At 68.9% G+C, this 18,159-nt stretch carries 21 protein-coding genes; 4 read left to right on the top strand and 17 right to left on the bottom strand.

Annotation, left to right across the window (positions count from 1 at the left end; all coding sequences use genetic code 11):
* The first annotated feature begins 11 nt into the window (after nt 1-11).
* Nucleotides 12-1,028 (top strand): TRAP transporter substrate-binding protein, encoded by a 1,017-nt coding sequence (locus ACN20X_RS12895; RefSeq protein WP_047217644.1) that lies wholly within the window; start codon nt 12-14, stop codon nt 1,026-1,028.
* Nucleotides 1,025-2,902 carry a TRAP transporter large permease gene (locus ACN20X_RS12890; protein ID WP_464181672.1) on the top strand — a complete coding sequence of 626 codons (1,878 nt, stop codon included), beginning with the start codon at nt 1,025-1,027 and terminating at the stop codon, nt 2,900-2,902. Before ACN20X_RS12895 ends, ACN20X_RS12890 begins: the two co-directional genes overlap by 4 nt.
* 18 nt (nt 2,903-2,920) lie before the next feature.
* Here the strand turns inward: ACN20X_RS12890 and ACN20X_RS12885 are convergent, their stop codons facing one another.
* From ACN20X_RS12885 to ACN20X_RS12805, 17 genes are all read right to left on the bottom strand, one after another.
* Complete coding sequence (locus tag ACN20X_RS12885) at nt 2,921-3,292, bottom strand: hypothetical protein (RefSeq protein ID WP_016453062.1); 372 nt, start codon at nt 3,290-3,292, stop codon at nt 2,921-2,923.
* A gap of 284 nt (nt 3,293-3,576) precedes the next feature.
* Nucleotides 3,577-4,008: a hypothetical protein gene (locus tag ACN20X_RS12880; RefSeq protein ID WP_016445226.1), complete on the bottom strand. Its 432-nt coding sequence runs from the start codon at nt 4,006-4,008 to the stop codon at nt 3,577-3,579.
* Between the two features lie 142 nt (nt 4,009-4,150).
* Nucleotides 4,151-5,656 (bottom strand): cobyric acid synthase, encoded by a 1,506-nt coding sequence (locus ACN20X_RS12875; RefSeq protein WP_016445225.1) that lies wholly within the window; start codon nt 5,654-5,656, stop codon nt 4,151-4,153.
* Nucleotides 5,643-6,686, bottom strand: coding sequence for an aminotransferase class I/II-fold pyridoxal phosphate-dependent enzyme (locus ACN20X_RS12870; protein WP_473210663.1), 1,044 nt, complete (start codon nt 6,684-6,686; stop codon nt 5,643-5,645). The genes ACN20X_RS12875 and ACN20X_RS12870 overlap by 14 nt, the downstream gene beginning before the upstream one ends.
* Nucleotides 6,683-7,765, bottom strand: coding sequence for an adenosylcobinamide-phosphate synthase CbiB (gene cbiB, locus ACN20X_RS12865; RefSeq protein ID WP_016445223.1), 1,083 nt, complete (start codon nt 7,763-7,765; stop codon nt 6,683-6,685). Before cbiB ends, ACN20X_RS12870 begins: the two co-directional genes overlap by 4 nt.
* Entirely contained in the window at nt 7,762-8,469 is a 708-nt protein-coding gene (gene bluB / locus ACN20X_RS12860) for a 5,6-dimethylbenzimidazole synthase (protein WP_016453065.1), read from the bottom strand. The genes cbiB and bluB overlap by 4 nt, the downstream gene beginning before the upstream one ends.
* A 39-nt stretch (nt 8,470-8,508) precedes the next feature.
* Nucleotides 8,509-9,078, bottom strand: coding sequence for a cob(I)yrinic acid a,c-diamide adenosyltransferase (cobO, locus tag ACN20X_RS12855; RefSeq protein ID WP_013803210.1), 570 nt, complete (start codon nt 9,076-9,078; stop codon nt 8,509-8,511).
* A 63-nt stretch (nt 9,079-9,141) separates the two neighbouring features.
* Complete coding sequence (locus ACN20X_RS12850; protein WP_013803211.1) at nt 9,142-9,798, bottom strand: aspartate/glutamate racemase family protein; 657 nt, start codon at nt 9,796-9,798, stop codon at nt 9,142-9,144.
* A 29-nt stretch (nt 9,799-9,827) separates the two neighbouring features.
* Nucleotides 9,828-10,265 carry a TA system VapC family ribonuclease toxin gene (locus ACN20X_RS12845; protein ID WP_133072894.1) on the bottom strand — a complete coding sequence of 146 codons (438 nt, stop codon included), beginning with the start codon at nt 10,263-10,265 and terminating at the stop codon, nt 9,828-9,830.
* On the bottom strand, nt 10,262-10,507 hold the full coding sequence (locus ACN20X_RS12840; protein WP_016453068.1) for a DUF6364 family protein: 246 nt from the start codon (nt 10,505-10,507) through the stop codon (nt 10,262-10,264). Before ACN20X_RS12840 ends, ACN20X_RS12845 begins: the two co-directional genes overlap by 4 nt.
* Before the next feature lie 225 nt (nt 10,508-10,732).
* Nucleotides 10,733-11,524, bottom strand: coding sequence for a phytanoyl-CoA dioxygenase family protein (locus tag ACN20X_RS12835; protein WP_473210662.1), 792 nt, complete (start codon nt 11,522-11,524; stop codon nt 10,733-10,735).
* 85 nt (nt 11,525-11,609) lie between these two features.
* Nucleotides 11,610-12,422 carry an aminoglycoside phosphotransferase family protein gene (locus tag ACN20X_RS12830; protein ID WP_016445217.1) on the bottom strand — a complete coding sequence of 271 codons (813 nt, stop codon included), beginning with the start codon at nt 12,420-12,422 and terminating at the stop codon, nt 11,610-11,612.
* Nucleotides 12,423-12,438: 16 nt separating this feature from the next.
* A complete protein-coding gene (locus tag ACN20X_RS12825; protein ID WP_473210661.1) occupies nt 12,439-13,242 on the bottom strand; it encodes an ABC transporter ATP-binding protein in 804 nt (267 codons plus the stop codon).
* Nucleotides 13,239-14,222, bottom strand: coding sequence for a FecCD family ABC transporter permease (locus tag ACN20X_RS12820; protein ID WP_016445215.1), 984 nt, complete (start codon nt 14,220-14,222; stop codon nt 13,239-13,241). Before ACN20X_RS12820 ends, ACN20X_RS12825 begins: the two co-directional genes overlap by 4 nt.
* Nucleotides 14,223-14,263: 41 nt before the next feature.
* Entirely contained in the window at nt 14,264-15,142 is an 879-nt protein-coding gene (locus ACN20X_RS12815; protein ID WP_047217632.1) for an ABC transporter substrate-binding protein, read from the bottom strand.
* Nucleotides 15,139-15,732 carry a bifunctional adenosylcobinamide kinase/adenosylcobinamide-phosphate guanylyltransferase gene (locus ACN20X_RS12810; RefSeq protein WP_016453073.1) on the bottom strand — a complete coding sequence of 198 codons (594 nt, stop codon included), beginning with the start codon at nt 15,730-15,732 and terminating at the stop codon, nt 15,139-15,141. Before ACN20X_RS12810 ends, ACN20X_RS12815 begins: the two co-directional genes overlap by 4 nt.
* Entirely contained in the window at nt 15,732-17,129 is a 1,398-nt protein-coding gene (locus ACN20X_RS12805; RefSeq protein WP_473210660.1) for a cobyrinate a,c-diamide synthase, read from the bottom strand. The genes ACN20X_RS12810 and ACN20X_RS12805 overlap by 1 nt, the downstream gene beginning before the upstream one ends.
* A 255-nt stretch (nt 17,130-17,384) precedes the next feature.
* Between ACN20X_RS12805 and ACN20X_RS12800 the strand changes: the two genes are divergently transcribed.
* Nucleotides 17,385-17,594, top strand: coding sequence for a hypothetical protein (locus tag ACN20X_RS12800; protein ID WP_012204637.1), 210 nt, complete (start codon nt 17,385-17,387; stop codon nt 17,592-17,594).
* A gap of 32 nt (nt 17,595-17,626) precedes the next feature.
* Complete coding sequence (locus ACN20X_RS12795) at nt 17,627-18,028, top strand: cell division protein ZapA (RefSeq protein ID WP_016445211.1); 402 nt, start codon at nt 17,627-17,629, stop codon at nt 18,026-18,028.
* The last annotated feature ends 131 nt before the right edge of the window (nt 18,029-18,159 follow it).

The raw sequence follows: 18,159 nt of genomic DNA, 5'->3' as shown, positions 1-18,159 counted from the left end.
GGAGACAAGCCATGACCCTTTCCCGACGCCACGTGCTGCACGGTGCCGCAGCCTGCGCCCTTCCACTGGCCCTTTCACAGCGCAGCGCCTTCGCCAGCAAGGCCGAATTCCGCTACAAGTACGCCAACAACCTGCCCGCCACGCACCCCATGAACATCCGGGCCCTGCAGATGTCGCAGGCCATCCTGGCCGAGACCGGTGGACGGGTGGACATCCAGGTCTTCTCCAATGGGCAGCTCGGCTCGGACACCGATGTGCTGGGCCAGTTGCGCTCGGGCGGCGTGGAGTTCTTCACGCTGTCGGGCCTGATCCTGTCCACCCTGGTGCCGGCAGCCTCCATCAGCGGCGTGGGCTTTGCATTCGACGGCTATGACAGTGTCTGGAAGGCCATGGACGGCGAGCTGGGCGCCCATATCCGCGCACGCATCGCCCAGGCCAACCTGGTGGCCATGGAGCGCATCTGGGACAACGGTTTCCGGCAGATCACCTCCTCCACGCGCCCCATCGCGGGTCCCGCCGACCTGCAGGGCTTCAAGATCCGCGTGCCCGTCTCTCCGCTGTGGACCTCGATGTTCAAGGCGCTGGACAGCGCGCCCGCGTCCATCAACTTTGCCGAGGTCTATTCCTCGCTGCAGACGAAGATCGTGGACGGGCAGGAGAACCCGCTGGCCATCATCTCCACGGCCAAGCTCTACGAGGTGCAGAAGTACTGCTCGCTCACCAACCACATGTGGGACGGTTTCTGGTTCCTGGCCAACCGCCGCGCCTGGGAAAGACTGCCCCCAGACCTGCGCGACATCGTGGCGCGACACATCAATGCCGCAGGCCTGCGCGAACGCGACGATGTCGCCGAGCTCAACGCCGGCCTGCAAAAGGAGCTGGCCGCCAAGGGCCTGGCCTTCAACACTGCCGACACCGCCGCCTTCCGTGAGCGGTTGCGCAAGGCCGGCTTCTACGCCGAATGGAAGCGCAAGCACGGTGACCAGGCCTGGGCCATCCTCGAGCGCAGCGTCGGGGCGCTGGCATGACTGCGCCCCAGGACAAGCCCGCCCATACCCCGCACGATGCCTGGACCGCGTGGGACCGCATCGACCGCTGGATGGGCGCGGCCGTGGCTTGCGCGGCGGGCCTGCTGGTGCTGGCCGATATCGGCGTGCTGTTTGCGGGAGTGGTGGCACGCTTTGTCTTCCACCAGCCACTGGTCTGGGCGGATGAACTGGCCTCCATGCTCTTCATCTGGCTGGCCATGCTGGGTGCCGTGATCGCACTGCGGCGCGCCGAGCACATGCGCATGACGGCCCTGCTCTCGCGCCTGTCGCCTGCGCGCCGAGCCCTGTTCGATGCCATCGGCACCTGTGCCACGCTGGCCTTTCTCGCCTTGGTTGCCTGGCCCGCATGGGAATGGGCAGCGGACGAGCGCTTCATCACCACGCCCGCGCTGGAAATCTCCAACATCTGGCGCGCTGCGGCACTGCCCGCCGGCATCGTGCTGATGGCTGTTTTCTCGGTGCTGCGCTTGGTGCGCAGCGGCGAAAAGGCGGCGGCCTGGAAGGCACTGGCCGTGGTGGCCGCCGTCATGGCGGCGTTCGTGCTGGCAAACGGCATCTTCGGCCTCTTCGAGGACCTGGGGCGCCTGAACCTGCTGGTCTTCTTCGTCGGCGTGGTCGCGGCCTGCGTGTTCGGCGGCGTGCCCATTGCCTTTGCCTTCGGCCTGGGCACGCTCGGCTATCTGGCCCTAGCCACGGACACCGCCCTGCCCGTGATCGTCGGGCGCATGGACGAAGGCATGTCCCACCTCATCCTGCTGGCCGTTCCGCTGTTCGTCTTCCTGGGGCTGCTGATCGAGATGACGGGCATGGCGCGCGCCATGGTGGCTTTTCTCGCGGGCCTGCTCGGCCATGTGCGCGGCGGCCTGTCCTATGTGCTTGTGGGGGCCATGTACCTGGTCTCGGGCATCTCGGGCTCCAAGGCGGCCGACATGGCGGCCGTGGCTCCGGCCCTGTTCCCCGAAATGCGCAAGCGCGGCGCGGACGAAGGCGATCTGGTGGCCCTGCTGTCAGCCACGGGCGCGCAGACGGAAACCGTGCCGCCCAGCCTGGTGCTGATCACCATCGGCTCGGTCACGGGCGTGTCCATTGCAGCGCTGTTCACGGGCGGACTGCTGCCGGCGCTGGCCCTGGGCCTGTCGCTGTGTGTGGTCGTCTGGTGGCGCTCGCGCCATGACCAGCCGCCGCAGACACAGCGCCAGCCCTGGTCGCAGATCGCGCGGCTAGGCTTCATCGCCCTGCCGGCACTGGCGCTGCCCTTCGTGATCCGCGCGGCCGTGGTCGAGGGCGTGGCCACGGCCACCGAAGTCTCGACCCTGGGCATTGCCTACGCGGCCATTGCGGGTCTGCTGATCTACCGCCAGTTCGACTGGCGCCGCCTGGGGCCCATGCTCGTGGCCACGGCATCGCTGTCGGGCGCCATCCTGCTCATCATCGGCACTGCCACGGCCATGGCCTGGGGCCTGACCCAATCGGGCTTCTCGCGCTCGCTGGCGGAGGCGATGGCCGCCCTGCCCGGCGGGGCACCCGCGTTTCTCGCGGTCTCGCTACTGATCTTCGTCATCCTCGGATCGGTGTTGGAAGGCATACCCGCCATCGTGCTGTTCGGCCCGCTGCTGTTTCCCATCGCACGCGACCTGGGCATCCATGAAGTGCACTACGCCATCGTCGTCGTGCTCGCCATGGGCCTGGGCCTGTTCGCCCCACCACTGGGCGTGGGCTACTACGCAGCCTGCGCCATAGGCCAGATCCACCCGGACAAGGGCTTGCGGCCCATCGTGGGCTACCTGCTGGCGCTGTTGCTGGGTACGGTGGCGGTGGCGGCCGTGCCCTGGCTGTCGATCGGATTTCTGTAGAGGCGCGGCCGCCTGCGTTCAGGAATACTCCAGATCGCTGTGCTTGCTGGTCACCAGCCGGCCGGCCGACAGCGACATCATCAGCAGCGCAATCGCCTCATGCATGATCAGCGTGTGCGTGTTGCCGGTCTCCACCATCTTGCTGCGCAGCGATTCGCGCACCTGCAGGGAGCCGGTCACGTCGATCATGATGTCCACCGCTGCATCCACTAGATCCATGAACCGTGTGGTGACCGGCACGCCGCGCGCGCGTGCCAGTGCGATGCCGGGCTGGTCCAGGTCCAGGTCGGCCACCCCGAGCAACTGCACGAAGGGCGCGTCCAGCAACTGCTGCAGCAAGGGAGTGCCGGTCTGCCCCGCACCAATGACCACTATCCGGAAGGCTTGCATGGGTTGAATCCTTTTCCATATGGGAAGTACGGCGCCATCATAGAAATGCCTTGCCGGTGCGCGCCGGTCCGGGGCGGGTGGAATGGGTTTGTATGACCCAGGTCAAATCCGGTGGACAGGGGCGTGGTGGCGGGCCAGGTCTCTGCGGTCGAGGTTCGATACCGGCTGCCTGCAGCACGGACGACACCACCGGCTGCTGACGCGGGAGCCTGCATTCGCCCGCAAAAAAACCCGCCGGCTTCGTGGCCCGGCGGGTTTTCTCAGGTGAACAACAGCCAGCGCTGTTATTGCCTTACAGGAACCTGTTCCGTGTACTCGCGCAGCACGCCGCCGCCTTCGACCGAGCCACTGACCTGGCCGTCCTTGACGCGCTCCACGCAGGAGCGGCGGTCGCCTTCGTTCTTGAAGACATCGCAGCGGGCCACGGCATTGCGCTGGAAGTTGTCGCCCGACTGGACGCCGCCTCGGCGCGATTGCTCCTGGACGGCGGCGGCCTCGTGCTGGGCAGGGTCGCGGCGGTCATAGCCGCGCTTGGCGGGCCCCTTGTGCTCGGCGTGCTTCTTGTGGTGGTGATGGGGCTTGGCCTTTTCCGCGGCGGGGGGCGGAGGCGGCGTGCCATCAGGCCCGGGGCCGGGCTGGGCGGTGGCCAGGCCGGCCATGCCCAGGACGGCAGCGCCAATACACAGCTGCAGGGGACGGATCCATGGATTCTTCATAGCTTCACTCCATTCCTCGTGAAAAAGTCAAGGCCCAAGCATGCGTGTTTTCCAGCTCCCCATTTATCGGTACAGCACGGCTGCGCATGCAGTCCATGGCCTACATGTTGCCGCGCAACGCGCAAGCGGTGGCCGACCTGGGTCAAGCCTGGGTGGCAAACCAGCGCTGAACGCCGTCGGCCATGCGCGCGAAGACGCTGTCCAGCGTGGGAACCTCGGCACCCCACAGGGCGCGCAGCACGTCCGCGTTCTCGAACAGGCCGTGCCAATAGCAGCCGGCGATGCGGCCGTCAGGGCTGTGCCACAGCAGGCCCGGCACGGGCTCGGCCACGGCACTGCCAGCGGCCACCATGTCGGGGCGCACGCTGGTCTGGCCATGGTGGATTTCATAGACCCGGGCCTGCACGCCGGACAGCGCCGCCAAAGCCCCTGGCAGCGGCGGCAGCTGCACGCTGGCGGGCAGCACGGTCTTGTCGGGCGCGAACAGGGTCGTCAGCGGCAGCAGGCCCAGGCCGGCTGCGTTGCCGTCCACGCCGTACAGGTCGATCAGCGCCTCGCCCAGCATCTGCAGGCCGCCGCAGATGCCCAGCACCTGCCGGCCTGCCGCCGCATGGGCGGCGACGGCAGCATCCAGGCCCTGGGACCGCATCCAGGCAAGATCGGCAGCCGTGGCCTTGGAGCCCGGCAGGATGATCCAGTCCGCGCCGGCCAGCTGGGCCGGCGTGCGCGCCCAGACCACGCGCAGGCCCGGCACCTGCAGCAGGGGCTGGAATTCGTCGAGGTTGCTGATGCGCGGGTAGGCGACGATGGCGATGGTGGTGTGCACGGCGCGCCCCGCCCCGCCTCCAGAGCCACGGTCGTCAAAGACGCCATCCTCCTCCGGCAGGCCATGCTGGAACTGCATGGGGATGGTGGCCACGGTGGGCACGCCGGTGCGCTCCTGCAGCATCTGTGGGGCGGGCGCCAACAGGCTGGCGTCGCCCCGGAATTTGTTGAGCACGAAGCCGCGGATCAGCGCCTGTTCTTCCGGAGGCAGCAGCGCCCAGGTGCCGTAGAGGTGGGCGAAGGCGCCGCCGCGGTCGATGTCGGATACCAGCAGGCAATGCGCGCCGCAGTGGCGCGCCACGCGCATGTTGACGACGTCGCTGGCATGCAGGTTGATCTCGGCCGGCGAGCCTGCGCCCTCGATGACGACCACGTCGTTGTCGGCACGCAGGCTGTCCAGCGCCTCGGCGATCTGCGGCCACACGCGGGCGCTGCGGCCGCGCCAGGGCAAGGCCGAGAGTTCCTCGCTGACCCGGCCCAGCAGCACGACCTGGCTGCGCATGTCGGCCTCGGGCTTGAGCAGCAGCGGGTTCATGCGCACATCGGGCGCGCAGCCTGCGGCCAGGGCCTGCAGGTACTGTGCCGTGCCGATCTCGCCCCAGGCACCGCCCGGCGCGCAGACCACGCGCGCGTTGTTGCTCATGTTCTGCGCCTTGAAGGGCGCCACCTTGTAGCCCTGGGCGCGGTACCAGGCGCACAGCGCGGTGGCCACCCAGCTCTTGCCGGCACCGCTGCTGGTGCCCAGCACCATCACGCACAGCGCGGGGCGCTGGCCGGGCTCGGGCAAGGGCAGGTTCACGGCGGCGGGTTCACTCGATTGCATGGTGTTTCTCCATTGGCTGCCAGGCAGCCAGCAAGGCGTTCTGGGATGCAGGCGCCAGCACGCCCATGCGCACGCAGCCGGGCAAGCCGAAGCTGTCGCAGTCGCGCAGCTTGATGCCCTGCGCGCGCAGCTGGGCCAGACGCGTCTGCATGGCGTCGCCCTGCCGTGCCTGCGGCCAGCGCGCCACAAAGTAATTGGCCTGCGAGCCGGGCAGCACCTGCCAGCCCAGGCGCTGCACCAGATCGATCTGTTGCGCCTTCCAATCGCGCAGCCGTTGCAGGCTTTGCGCCAGCCATTGCCGGGTGGCCGGTGCGGTCCAGGCCGTGAGCATGGCCTCGCCATGGGCGCCCACGGGCCAGGAGGGTGACAGGGCACGCAAGGCATCGATCTCGTCGTGCGGCACGGCTTCGGGCGCAATGGCGTAGGCCGCGCGCACGCCGGTCATGCCAAGGGCCTTGTTGGGAGTCCACATCTGCCAGGCATCGTGCACCAGGGAGGGCACGGCGGGTTCCATGCCCGGTTCCAGTCTGAGGGGCGCATAGGCGCAGTCGATCACGCGCCAGGTGCCGGGCGGTGCGGGCTCGCTCCACAGGGGCCAGACATCTTCGGGCTGGCCCAGCGGGCTCGATGGCGCGCAGGCCCAGTGCAGGCCGGGGCCGGCCTCGGTGATGCCGTCGCGCGCGGCCAGGGGCAGGCGCCAGACCTGCGCCGCGTGGGCGTAGTCGCCATAGTGGTGTGCCGGCAGGCTGGCGACGGCCGCGCCCTCTCGCACCGCATGCATGGTGATTCGGTGGATGAAGTCGCTGGCACTGGCCGCGATGACGATGCGCTCGGCCTGCACGCCATGAAGGTCCGCCAGCCGTGCGCGCAACGCCGTGTAGTGCGGGTCCGGGTACTGGGCTGCATGTGCCTGGGACAGCGCATCCAGCGCCTGCGGGCAAGGTCCGCAGGCATTGCGGTTGGTGGAGAAATCGTGCGCGGGCACGCCCAGCGCATCCGTGCCGCCGTGGGTGACTGGGATCGGTTTCATGGTGTCTTTCCTGCCATCGCCCATGCAATGACCAGGGCGGCGGCCAGCCCTGCAGCCACCAGCATGGCGACCACGCGGCCCGCATGCGCCACGGCCTGCTGCAGCTCGGCCGCCTGCGGCACGCAGCCTGCGGGGTTGAGCACGTAGACGCCGGGCTTGCCCAGGCGCACACCCAGCAGCCTTGCCATGGCGCCCATGGGCCAGCCGCCGTTGGGCGACGGGGTGATGCACGCGTCCTGGCGCAGCGCACTCCAGCCCGGACGTCGGCCAGCGGCCAGGCCGGACAAGGCTAGCAGCAAGGCGGTCAGGCGCGCCGGTATCCAGTTGAGCAGGTCATCGGCACGCGCCGTCCATTTACCGGCCCATTGCCAGTGGCGCCGGTCATCGCCCTGCCCGCGCCAGCCCGGATAGCCCCACATGGCATCGGCCGTGTTGGCAAAGCGGTAGAGGGCCGCGCCCGGCAGGCCGGCCACGGCAAACCAGAACAGCGGCGCCAGCACGGAGTCGCTGAGGTTCTCGGCCAGGGTTTCGATGGCGCTTTCGCGCACCTGGCCTGCGTCCAACTGCGCCGTGTCCCGGCTGACCAGCCAGGTCAGGCGCTCGCGGCCTGCAGGCAGGGATTGCTGCAGTGCGGCTTCCACGGCCAGCACCTCGTCGCGCAGCATGCGCCAGGACAGCAAGGGCTTGAGCAGCACCCCCAGCACCAGCGCCTCCAGCCACCAGGGCATGGGCGGCAGCAGCCACTGGATGAACGCGTAGATGGCGAAGAACAGCAGCGCCAGCAGGCACCAGGCGACTGCGCCCAGCGCAAAGCGTGGCCAGTCGCGCACATGTTCTTCGCGTGGGGCAATTCTTCGCCCAACCGCAGCCAGCAGCCGGCCCATGGCGACCACGGGGTGCATCCACACGGGCGGCTCGCCCCAGAGCCGGTCGATCAGCAGGGCCACGGGCACGGCCAGCGCGGCAGCCAGGGCGTGGCGGGCCCAGGGGTCGGGCACAGGCTGCGACAGCGCCTGCCAGCTCCACCACAGCGGACTGAACGCGGCGCCCGACAGTTGCCAGAAATGGCTGTCGCTCATGCCTGCGGCGGCGCCCCGGCGGCGCGCTGGCCCCACAGGTCGTCGTAGAGCATGTCCTGCAGCGGCGCACGGCTGGCCCATTTCTGCTGCTGCAGCATGGGCTCTGCGTAATAGGCGGACACGGGGCCCAGGCACAGCACGGCCAGCGGCCGGCTGCCCACGGGCATTTGCAGTAGCGCAGCCAGCACCTCGGGATCGAACAGCGAGACCCAGCCCAGCCCCAGCCCCTCGGCACGCGCGGCCAGCCACAGGTTCTGGATGGCACAGGCGGCCGAGGCCACATCCATCTCGGGCAAGGTGCGGCGACCGAAGACATGGGCATCGCGCCCGGGCGGCATGGCCACGACCAGCACCTCGGCCGCATCCAGCACACCCTGGACCTTGAGCTGCATGAAGTCTTCCTCGCGCTCGCCCAGGGCGCGGGCGGTCTGCAGGCGCTCCTGCTCGACCACGGCGTGTATGCCCTGGCGCAACTGCGCATCGCGCACGCGGATGAAGCGCCAGGGCTGCATGAAGCCGACGCTGGGCGCATGGTGGGCGGCGCGCAGCAGGCGCAGCAGAACATCGGGCGCGACCTCGCCTCCGCAGAAATGGCGCATGTCGCGCCGCTCATGGATCGCGCGGTAGACGGCTGCCCGATCGGCCTCGGCAAAGGGTTGGGCGGGAATGGTCTCTGGCGCCCGGGAATGCGTTTCGCTGCTCATGCCGCCATTGTCCGCCGCAGGCCGGGCCTGCGGGCGGCATCAGTCCTCAATACCACGCTGGGCGGGAATGCCGGCCTGGAAGGCGTGCTTGACCAGTTCCATGCGCGTGACCGTATCGGCCACGGCAATGATTTCCTCGGGGCAGCGCCGGCCCGTGAGCATGACGTGCACATGGCGCGGGCGGTCGGCCAGGGCCTGCAGCACGGGCTCCAGCGGCAGCCAGCCGTAGATCAGCGGATAGGTGATTTCGTCGAGCACGACCAGGAAGTGATCGCCCGAGAGAATGGCCGTGCGGGCGCGCTCCCAGCCTTCGCGTGCGATCTGGGCAGAGCGTTCATGGTCCTGGCTCTTCCAGCTGAAGCCGTCGCCCAGTCCCTCGATGGGCATGCCCAGCTGCTCGAACATGCGGTGCTCGCCAAAGCGCGCGGTGGGCACCTTCATGAACTGGAAGATCTTGACGGACTTGCCCCGGCCATGCGCGCGCAGGGCCAGGCCGAAGGCCGCCGTGCTCTTGCCCTTGCCGTCGCCGGTGTTCACCAGCACCAGGCCACGGCGTTCGCCTTCGGGCTTTTCATAGGGCTTTTCCGTCGGGGCCTGTTCAATCTGCATGGGTCTGTCGTCCTCAAAAGTTGCACACGCTGCGGCGGGCATGCGCCGCAGCGGAGCGCCACTTTAACCGAGGCGCACGCCCAGCCGGCGCTGCAGGGCACGCACGGCGCTGTCCACCGTGGTGAGCACGGGCAGGCCCGTGGCGGCCTCGCAGGCGGCGCGGGCACGCGCCATGCTGAACTGGGCCAGCGCAATGCGCGTGCAGCCGCGTGCGGCCAGGGCCCTGGCCTGCTCGACCACCAGGCGGTCATGCGTGGCGGTGTCGCCGCGGTTGAGCGCGTCCATGGCGCCATCGGCCAGGGCGGGCACGAGTTCGATGCCGGCCGGAAACTCCGGCGGCATGGACTGCAGCGTGGGCGCGAAGCTGGAGATCAAACCCAAGGCCCCCTGCTGGCCCTGCACGGCCTCCTCGATCATGGCCTCGTTGGGCTTGAGCACGGGCAGCGGCGCATGGCGCGCGGCCACGGCCTCGATGCAGGGGCCAAAGGCCGAGCAGGTGAACAAGATCCCCTGCGCGCCCGTGTCCACGGCGTACTGCGCCAGGCGCTGGAAGCGCTCGTGCATGGCGGCGTCCAGCCCGCGCCCGTTGCGCGCCAGGTCGGCCGAGAGGCTGTCGTCCAGCAGGTTCATGCGTACCGCCTCGGGCCAGTCGCGCGCAAAGGCTTCGTTGATGGGAGCGACGGAATGGCTGAGGGCGTGGATGAGGGCGATGCGGGTCATGGATTGGGGGAATCTGAAAAGGAAAGGAATTATTGGGGCGCCAGCCGGGTGAACTGGGAGCGCGGCAGCAGGCGCTTGAAATCGGCATCGAAGCTGACCACATGCTCGCCCTGGTGGATGGCGGCAGCGGCCAGCCAAGCGTCCGGTACGTCATTGGCGGAAAGCGCCTTGTCGGCGCACAGTTGCCTTAACGCCGGCCATTCGGCACCCAGCACGGCCTGCTCGACGCCGGGCGATGCCAGCAATGCGTCAACGAAGCGCAAAGCCTCGACCATAGGAGTCGGGTTGACGAAGATCTTCGGATGCGTGACCAGGCGCAGAAAGTTCGCCACCACCATGGGCTGCAATTTCAGCAGCACGCCCTGGCTGGCATCGGCCATGGCCTGCTCCAGCCAGTCGCGGGCCACCGAATGATGGGGGTGGTCGCTGCGCGATGCCGCAATCAGCAGGTTGACATCGGGCGTCATGGTTGATCCTGCTGACCGGCGGCATCCAGCAGCGCGCGGTTGCTCAGTGCGTCCAGCCCCGGTGCCAGTCCGCCCTTGCCGTGGTAGACGGGAAGGCGCACGCGCCGGGCAGGCGCCTGGGCCTTGCGCAAGCGCAATTGCAGGCCCTCCTCGATCAGGCGCGTCAGGCTGGTGTGCTGCTGTGCCGCATAGGTCTTTGCTTCGGTCAGCAATGCATCGTTGAGGTCAAGCGTGGTCTTCATGACGGCCCCCAGAGCAGGAATTTCGTACAGATTTCTCGCACAGATCCTTTGCAAAGATCTTTCGTACAGATTTCTGTATGTTAGAAAAATTCCGCTGGCAGGACAACCAGGCCGGCCTGCGCCCTTCAGATGCCCTTGGACGAGGGATGAGCGAAGGATGGGCGAAGGCATCATGCCCCTCACCACGCGGTCCACGATGGCCTTGGCCTCGTCCCCGATACGCCTTCAGCGATTCAGGTGTTCCCTGCAGCCTTTCGCGCCGATGACGATGCCGGTCAGAGATTCTTCGGCGTGTGTCATGGGCTCTGCACCCAGAGTGCCAATCTGCAGGATGACGTTGCGCCGCATTCCAGAGCCGGTATTCATGCCTCCGCCATGAAGCACCTTCGGGTGGATCGCCACGATCTGGCCTGGGTCACACTGCACGGTGACGGTGTCGGCCGGATCGGGAGTGGGCCAGGTGCCACTCACCTTCTGCTGCTGCGCCTCCTGGTCGGAGATGCGATGAGTGCCCGCATCAAAGCAGGTGGCACCGCTCTCCACCGACATGCCATCCAGGCAGATCATCAGACGGACAAAGCTGGAATCCCTGGTGCAGAAATACCCATTGGGATAATCGCGGTGCCAGGAGATTGACCGTCCGAATCCGGGATTCTTGATGGTCACGTTCATGAAATGGACCACTGCCTCGTCCACGCCAAGAAGCGTCGTTGCCGCCGAGACAAGCGCGGCATCGTGAAGTGTCTCTGCGAAGACTTCATCAAAGCGGGCGGGATCTCCAACAATGAAGATCGAGTTTCCGGTAAGGGCACCATCCAAGCCGGCGCGCTTGCTGGCCGGCAGATCTTTCTCGTACACCAACAGCTCGTCCAGCGCCGGATCCAGTGTTCTGGCCTGCGCATGGCGCTGGATGGCTTCAACAGATGCCACCAAGCTGTCGAGAAGGCCCTTCTCCATGGGTCTTGGCCAGATGACAAATCCCTGCTGCTCAAACATCTCCAGTGCATCGGCAAGCATCGAAAAATTCCTCCACCCTCTTTTTCCGTGAAGCGCTATTTCACCCTGTTGGGGCAGAAGAAGAGATGTATCGCAGTCTGAAAATTCAGCATGCCAATGCCGAAGCCGCCATTTGCGCCACAGCCATCGCAGCGCCAGGATCGTCACCGTCTTCCATGCTCCAGACGGCAGACAGCCCCGACCAGGCCAGCACCCATTGCAACAGGCGCCTTTGCTCTATGCCCGAGACTTCGGCAATGGTGGCCATGCGGCGCGCAAAGCGCCCCGGCGCCAGTGCGCTGGCGGGGTCGGGATTGCTCAGGATGTTGGCGTAGTCGAAGCCGCGCTCGCCATGCAGGCCCTTGGGGTCGATGGCCAGCCAGCCCAGGGGGCCGAAGTCCAGCACATTGCCGTGGTGAAGATCGCCATGCAGCACGGCCACGTCGCGCGGTGCGGCCAGCAGCTCACGCGCCGTGGTGGCGCACAGGCCGAGCAGGCTGGCGGGTTCATCGGTCTTCACCAGCAGTGCCTGGAACCATTGCGCCAGCGGCACCAAAGACGGCAAAGGCCGGGCGCTCGGCAGGTGCTGGTGCAAGTGCAGGCGCGCGGCGGCCGTGCACAGGATGCGCGTGGCCTCTTCATCGCGCGCGCCACGGGCCATCTCCACCAGCGATTCGGGTCCTGTGGCGCGCAGCATCAGCAGGGCCGGCCCTTCCTGGGCCAGCACAGGTGCAGCGCCGTCGCCATTCCACCAGGCCATCAAGCGAGCGCCGGCCATCTCTTCGGGCTCCAGCGCAATCTTGAGCATGGCGGGCGTGCCGCCCTGGCGCACGGGCAGCAACACACCGCGCGGCGTGGACAGGGGCTGGCCATCGATGGTCAGAGCCCAGCGGCTCAGATACGGCGCATGGAGAGACATTTTTTCCAACAGGCAATCAGGGAGCTGCGGCTTGCCCCCGCAGCCGTGGCAGGGCCAGCCACTGCCCGTCGATGGCGCGGATGCGCAGCCGGTGCTCGAACACGGCCTCCAGCGCCGCATGCGTGGGCGCGTCGGCGCAGGCCCCCTGGTGCACCACTTGCCCCTTGTCGAGAATGACCAGGTCCTGGGCCTGCAAGGCCATCGATATCTCATGCAGCACGCTGACCACGGTGCGGCCCTGGGCGACCAGGGCCTGCACGCATTCGAGCCAGTCGGCCTGGTGCGGCGGGTCGAGGTTGGCCAGGGGTTCGTCCATCAGCAGCACACGGGCCTGCACGGCCAGGGCGCGCGCCAGCAGCACGCGCTGGCGCTCCCCGCCCGAGAGACTGCCCACGCTGCGCATGCGCCAGTCCCAGCCCTGGGTCTGGCGCAGCGCCTGCTCCACAGCGGCATGGTCTGCCTGGCTGGGCGCCGCCAGCCAGCCCTGGTGCGGCAGGCGGCCCAGCATGACCACGTCCTGGACCCGCATGTCGCCGGCCACGGGCTGGTTCTGGCCCAGCCAGGCCAGCGAGCAGGCCCGTTCGCGCGCACTCCATTGCCGCAGCGGGCGGCCCAGGAGCTCCACCTCGCCTTGCACGCCAGGGCCGGATTCCATGCCTGCAAGGGCGCGCAGCAGCGTGGATTTGCCTGCGCCATTGGGGCCGACGATGGCGGTCCAGCGGCCGGCGGGCAGGGCCAGGCTCAGGCCGCCCAGGACCTGTCGATCGCCCAGGCGAACCTTCAGGGCGCGCGCTTGCAAGGCGGGGGCCAGTGCCGTCATGCGCCCTCCCCGCCGCGCAGGGCGTGGCGGCGGTGCACGAGCCACAGCAGGTAGCTGCCGCCCAGCAAGGCCGTGAGCGCGCCCACGGGCAGCTCCTGCGGGGCGATGAGCCAGCGCGCCAGCAGGTCGGCGGCCAGCAGCAGCACGGCGCCCATGCCGGCGCTGAGCACCAGCAGCCAGCGGTGCATGGACCGCACCATGGAGCGCACCAGATGCGGCGCGGCCAGGCCGACGAAGGCGATGAGCCCGGTCTGCGCCACGGCCGTGCCCGTGGCCAGCGCCAGCAGCAAGATGAGCACCATGCGCAGCGGCGCCAGCGGCAGGCCCAGGCTGTGGGCCGTGGCCTCGCCCAGGGACAGGCCGTCGAGCACGCGGCCCAGGCACCAGGCGCCCAGGGCGGTGGCCAGCAGCACGGCCAGCATCAGCGCGCAGGCGCCCCAGCCGATGAAGGAGGTGCTGCCCAGCATGAAGGCCTGCATGGCCTGCATGATGTCCGGGTTCATCAGCAGCACCAGCGATGCGGCCGCGCCCAGCACCACCCCCACCACCACACCGGCCAGCAGCAGGCGCATGGTGTTGTGCACGCCCTGGGCCAGCACCAGGGTCAGCAGCACGGCCAGGGCCGCGCCCGCAAAGGCCGCACCCGTGACACCCAGGCGCGCCAGGCCCGCCAGTGCAAAGGGCGAGGCGCCCAGCGCCGCCATGCTCAATGCAACGCCCAGCGAGGCGCCCGAGGCGCTGCCCAGCAGATAGGGATCGGCCAGCGGGTTGCGGAACACGCCCTGGGCAATGGCCCCGGCCAGCCCCAGCAGGCCGCCGGCCAGCCAGGCGCCCGCCGTGCGCGGCAGCCGGATCTCGGTGACGATCTGCCAGGACAGCGGATCGCTGCGCGCGGCCCACACGCTTTCCCAGCCCGTGCTGCCCACGCCCGCACCCAGCAGCATGAGCAGGGCACTCACGGCCAGCAGGGCCAGCGCCATCCACGGCGCAGCCAGGCCGCTGTGGTGCCTGCGGGCCTGCCTCACCGTGCGGCCCCGTTCAGGCAGCGCGCCATCAGCGCGGCGCCCTCGGCCATGCGTGGTCCGGCGCGCACCAGCACGTCCAGCTCGGCCGGTTCAAAGCGGCAGACGCGCCCGGCCTGCATGGCGCGCATGCGGCCCCAGCCCGGATAGGGCTCGCCCGAAGTGCCCAGGCTGCGGTCGCCGCCCAGGATGAAGTCCGGGTCGGCGCGCACCACGAATTCAGGGTTGATGCGCGGGAACGGCCCCAGCTGCGCGCCCACGATGTTGCGCATGCCCAGGCGTGCCAGGGTCTCGCCGATGAACGAGGACTCGCCTGCGGCAAAGGGGCCACGGTTGACCTCGAAATACACGGTCTGCCCGCGCAGCGCGGGCGCCATGCTGCGCCCCACCTCCTGCATGCGCGCCTCGATGGCGGCCCAGACCCGGTCGGCACCCTGCTCGGGCGGCAGGTCCAGCAACTGGCCCACGGTGCGCAGCACGGCCTGCGCATCGGCATGGGTGCGCGGCTCCAGCGCCACGACCTTGAGGCCCAATGCCTGCAGCCGCGCCACCGAGCGCGAGGCCATGGACACCAGCACCAGATCGGGCTTGAGCGCGACGATGGCCTCGATGTTGGGATCGATTCCGCCGCCCACCACGGGCAGGGTCTTCACATGGGCCGGCCAGTTCGAATAGCGGTCCACGCCGACCAGGCGCTGGCAGCCGCCCAGCGCGCACACGCTTTCGGTCAGCGAGGGCAGCAGGCTGACGATGCGCTGCGGCGGCTGTGGCAGCTCCACCGGAACGCCCCGCCCGTCCGTGACCCGGATGGCAGCCTGCGCCGCAGACAGCGCCAGTGCCAACGCCAGGCCCCACAGGGCGGGACACCATGGCCTCACGGCTGCGGGCCCTTGAGCGCCAACGGCAGGCCGGCGCACATCAGCGTGACGGTTTCGCAGCTTTGCGCCGCACGCTGGTTGAGCACGCCCAGCGCATCGACGAAGGCGCGCACCTGCGATCCCAGCGGAATCACGCCCAGGCCGATCTCGTTGCCGACCAGGATCACCGGGCCGGGCGCGCCCTCCAAGGCGTCAAGAAAGGCCGCGCATTGGCCCGACCATCCACGCGCCAGTTCCTCGGAAGGCTGGGCCGGCATCATCCAGTTGGTCAGCCACAGCGTCAGGCAGTCCACCACCAGCAGGCGCTGCGGCGTGCTGTGCCGCGCAAGCATGGCGGCCAGGTCCAGCGGCTCCTCAAGCGTGGTCATGCCGGGCACGCGCTCGGCGCGGTCGCGCCGGTGGCGGGCGATGCGCTCGCGCATTTCGTCGTCCCAGGGCTGGCCGGTGGCGATCAGCGCGGCCTCGCGGTCCGGTGCGCCATCGAGCCAGGCGCGCGCCAGCAATTCGGCGCGGCGCGACTTGCCGCTTTTCTGGCCGCCCACAATGAGCTGGCTGCGGGGAAGCGAAACGGTGGAGATGGGCTCGGTCATCACGCGGTCCCCGGGGGAATGTCGGCGCCCAGCAGCGCGGCCACGGCACGCGGCTGCGAGGCAAACCAGGCATGGAAATAGCTGGCATGCACGCTGCCGTGGCGGTACAGCGCCTCGCCCCGGTCGGGATGGGCGTCCTGTCCCGGACGGCTGCTGCGCCCGGCCTCGGTCATGGAAGTCTCCAGCCGGCTGTAGTGAAAGGTGTGCCCGCGCAGCAGGCCCCAGGGCGTGGGCAGCTGCAGCATGCCCAGTCCGGCCAGGCGCGGCTGCATGCAGGCATGGCCGGGCAACAGGCCCCAGAGGTCCGTGGTCCGGCCCGCGGTGTCGGTCAGTCGCTCGCACAGCGCCAGCATACCGCCGCACTCAGCCCAGACCGGACGGCCGCCAGCCACGTGGCCGGCGACGTCCCCGCGCAGCGCGGCATTGGCGGCCAGAGCATCCAGGTGCAGCTCGGGATAGCCGCCGGGCAGCCACAGCGCATCGCAATCCGGCAGGCGCTCGCCGGCCAGCGGCGAGAAAAACGCCAGCCGCGCGCCCATGGCACGCAGGCAGTCGAGGTTGGCCGCATAGATGAAGCTGAAGGCCGCATCGCGCGCCACGGCCACGGTGCGGCCCGCCAGCCAGGGCTGCACCTGCTCGGTGCGTTCGGCAGGCAGCTCAAAATCCACGGACCAGTCCTGCCAGCTGGCGCCCTGCCCCGGCCCGGCCTGCCAGGGCAACTGGCCCAGCGGCGTAGCCTGCAGCGCATCGGCGGCCACGTCCAGGCGCACCAGCGCATCGTCCAGTTCATGTGCGGCGACCAGGCCCAGGTGTCTTTCGGGCAGCAGCGAGGCGGCGCCTTTGCCCTGCACGCGCGCCAGCGCGCCCAGCCACAGCGAGGGATCGCGCAGGCCGGCACGCAGCAGATCGGCATGGTGGGCGCTGCCCACGCGGTTGGCCAGCAGGCCGGCCCAGCGCAGGCCCGGCCGATAGTGCTGCAGGCCATGGGTCAGCGCGCCAAAGGTGCCGGCCATGCCCGAGGCGTCGATGACGGCCAGTACCGCCAGGCCCAGCCGCTCGGCCACATCGGCCGCGCAGGGCGTGCCGTCGAACAGCCCCATGACGCCTTCCACCAGGATGAGATCGGCCTCGCAGGCGGCTGCGTGCAGGCGTGCACGCATGTCGGACTCGCCCGTCATCCACAGATCTACGCTGTGCACGGACGCGCCGCTGGCCAGTTCATGCCAGTGCGGATCCAGGAAGTCGGGGCCGCACTTGAACACGCGCACGCGCCGGCCCTGGCGCGCATGCAGCCGCGCCAGCGCAGCCGTCAGCGTGGTCTTGCCCTGGCCCGAAGCCGTGGAAGTGATCAGCAGCGCCGGGCAGCGTGCCCCGCCCTGGCCAAGGTCAATGTTCATGTGTTCGCTCCGCGCGGCGCATTGTAGTGCGCGCCCGCACCGCGGCCGCAACCAATGCTTACGCAATACATCCCGCCGAAGCAGACGAGTCCTACAGATGGCGCTACGATTTTGTGAGACAGTCTGGCGCTCGCTCTCCAATACCCGAGCAAGGCGCTGACGTCAAGCCGTGTACGCCTGCCTGTTACCAGGTTTCCTCGGATACTTCCACGGAATGTGCTCACTTCGTTCGCACGTCCTACAATCTCAGCGTCTATGACCTCCCAGACTTCCCTCGACCACATTGCAGAGCGCGTGGAGCGCCTGCTGGTTCGCCACGAGGAACTGCAACGCACCAATGCGCTGCTCGCCGAGCAGGTGGCGGCCCTGACCCAGGAGCGTGATTCGCTGCGCTCGCGGCTCAACGCCGCCCGGGCCCGCGTCGATGCCCTGATCGAGCGCCTGCCCTCCAACCAGGGGGCCTGACCCCTTCGCAACCGCCGACGCCCCGAACGCCCATGAAGCAGATCGAAGTGCAAATCCTGCAGCAAAGCTATGTGCTGACCTGCCCCGATGGCCAGGAAGAGCGTCTGCTCGAAGCCGTGCGCCGTGTGGACACGGCCATGACCCGCATCCGCGACAGCGGCAAGGTCCGCTCCCGCGAGCGCGTGGCCGTGCTGTCCGCGCTGAACATGGCCTTCGACGTGCTGGACCGCGAAGCCCAGGAAAGCGCCATGGCCACGGCCCAGGCCGAGATGCAGTCCCTGCATGACGAGGCCGCTTCCCAGCACAACGCCCCATCCCAGCCGCCCGAGCCCAGCCCCGAGGAACTGGCCGAGCGTGCGCGCCAGCAGGCCCTTGCCGAGCAACTGGTGCTGCGCCTGGACCAGGCCCTGGAGGGCGATGCGCGGCTGATCTGAGCCTGGGCCGCCGCTGCCTTTCCTTGCCCCGCACGACAGCCTCTTCGGAGGCTGTTTTCATTGCATCGCCCATGTCAATGAAAAGCCCATGCCGTTCAAAGAACTTGATCGCGGGCCTGATCAACGGCCTT

Source organism: Delftia sp. PX-1, assembly GCF_055797465.1.
The sequence above is the reverse complement of the archived record's forward strand: the minus strand, read 5'-3'. Positions and strand labels throughout refer to the sequence as shown.

Bases quoted from the DNA above. Each gene is read 5' to 3' on its own strand.
- ACN20X_RS12885 (WP_016453062.1), bottom strand. From the start codon at position 3,292: ATGCAAGCCTTCCGGATAGTGGTCATTGGTGCGGGGCAGACCGGCACT.
- ACN20X_RS12800 (WP_012204637.1), top strand. From the start codon at position 17,385: ATGACCTCCCAGACTTCCCTCGACCACATTGCAGAGCGCGTGGAGCGC.
- bluB (WP_016453065.1), bottom strand. From the start codon at position 8,469: ATGAGCAGCGAAACGCATTCCCGGGCGCCAGAGACCATTCCCGCCCAA.
- ACN20X_RS12805 (WP_473210660.1), bottom strand. From the start codon at position 17,129: ATGAACATTGACCTTGGCCAGGGCGGGGCACGCTGCCCGGCGCTGCTG.
- ACN20X_RS12845 (WP_133072894.1), bottom strand. From the start codon at position 10,265: ATGACGCCCGATGTCAACCTGCTGATTGCGGCATCGCGCAGCGACCAC.
- ACN20X_RS12825 (WP_473210661.1), bottom strand. From the start codon at position 13,242: ATGACGGCACTGGCCCCCGCCTTGCAAGCGCGCGCCCTGAAGGTTCGC.
- ACN20X_RS12850 (WP_013803211.1), bottom strand. From the start codon at position 9,798: ATGACCCGCATCGCCCTCATCCACGCCCTCAGCCATTCCGTCGCTCCC.
- cbiB (WP_016445223.1), bottom strand. From the start codon at position 7,765: ATGAGCGACAGCCATTTCTGGCAACTGTCGGGCGCCGCGTTCAGTCCG.
- ACN20X_RS12795 (WP_016445211.1), top strand. From the start codon at position 17,627: ATGAAGCAGATCGAAGTGCAAATCCTGCAGCAAAGCTATGTGCTGACC.
- ACN20X_RS12895 (WP_047217644.1), top strand. From the start codon at position 12: ATGACCCTTTCCCGACGCCACGTGCTGCACGGTGCCGCAGCCTGCGCC.
- ACN20X_RS12870 (WP_473210663.1), bottom strand. From the start codon at position 6,686: ATGAAACCGATCCCAGTCACCCACGGCGGCACGGATGCGCTGGGCGTG.
- ACN20X_RS12880 (WP_016445226.1), bottom strand. From the start codon at position 4,008: ATGAAGAATCCATGGATCCGTCCCCTGCAGCTGTGTATTGGCGCTGCC.
- ACN20X_RS12820 (WP_016445215.1), bottom strand. From the start codon at position 14,222: ATGGCGCTGGCCCTGCTGGCCGTGAGTGCCCTGCTCATGCTGCTGGGT.
- ACN20X_RS12890 (WP_464181672.1), top strand. From the start codon at position 1,025: ATGACTGCGCCCCAGGACAAGCCCGCCCATACCCCGCACGATGCCTGG.
- ACN20X_RS12875 (WP_016445225.1), bottom strand. From the start codon at position 5,656: ATGCAATCGAGTGAACCCGCCGCCGTGAACCTGCCCTTGCCCGAGCCC.
- ACN20X_RS12840 (WP_016453068.1), bottom strand. From the start codon at position 10,507: ATGAAGACCACGCTTGACCTCAACGATGCATTGCTGACCGAAGCAAAG.
- cobO (WP_013803210.1), bottom strand. From the start codon at position 9,078: ATGCAGATTGAACAGGCCCCGACGGAAAAGCCCTATGAAAAGCCCGAA.
- ACN20X_RS12810 (WP_016453073.1), bottom strand. From the start codon at position 15,732: ATGACCGAGCCCATCTCCACCGTTTCGCTTCCCCGCAGCCAGCTCATT.
- ACN20X_RS12830 (WP_016445217.1), bottom strand. From the start codon at position 12,422: ATGTCTCTCCATGCGCCGTATCTGAGCCGCTGGGCTCTGACCATCGAT.
- ACN20X_RS12835 (WP_473210662.1), bottom strand. From the start codon at position 11,524: ATGCTTGCCGATGCACTGGAGATGTTTGAGCAGCAGGGATTTGTCATC.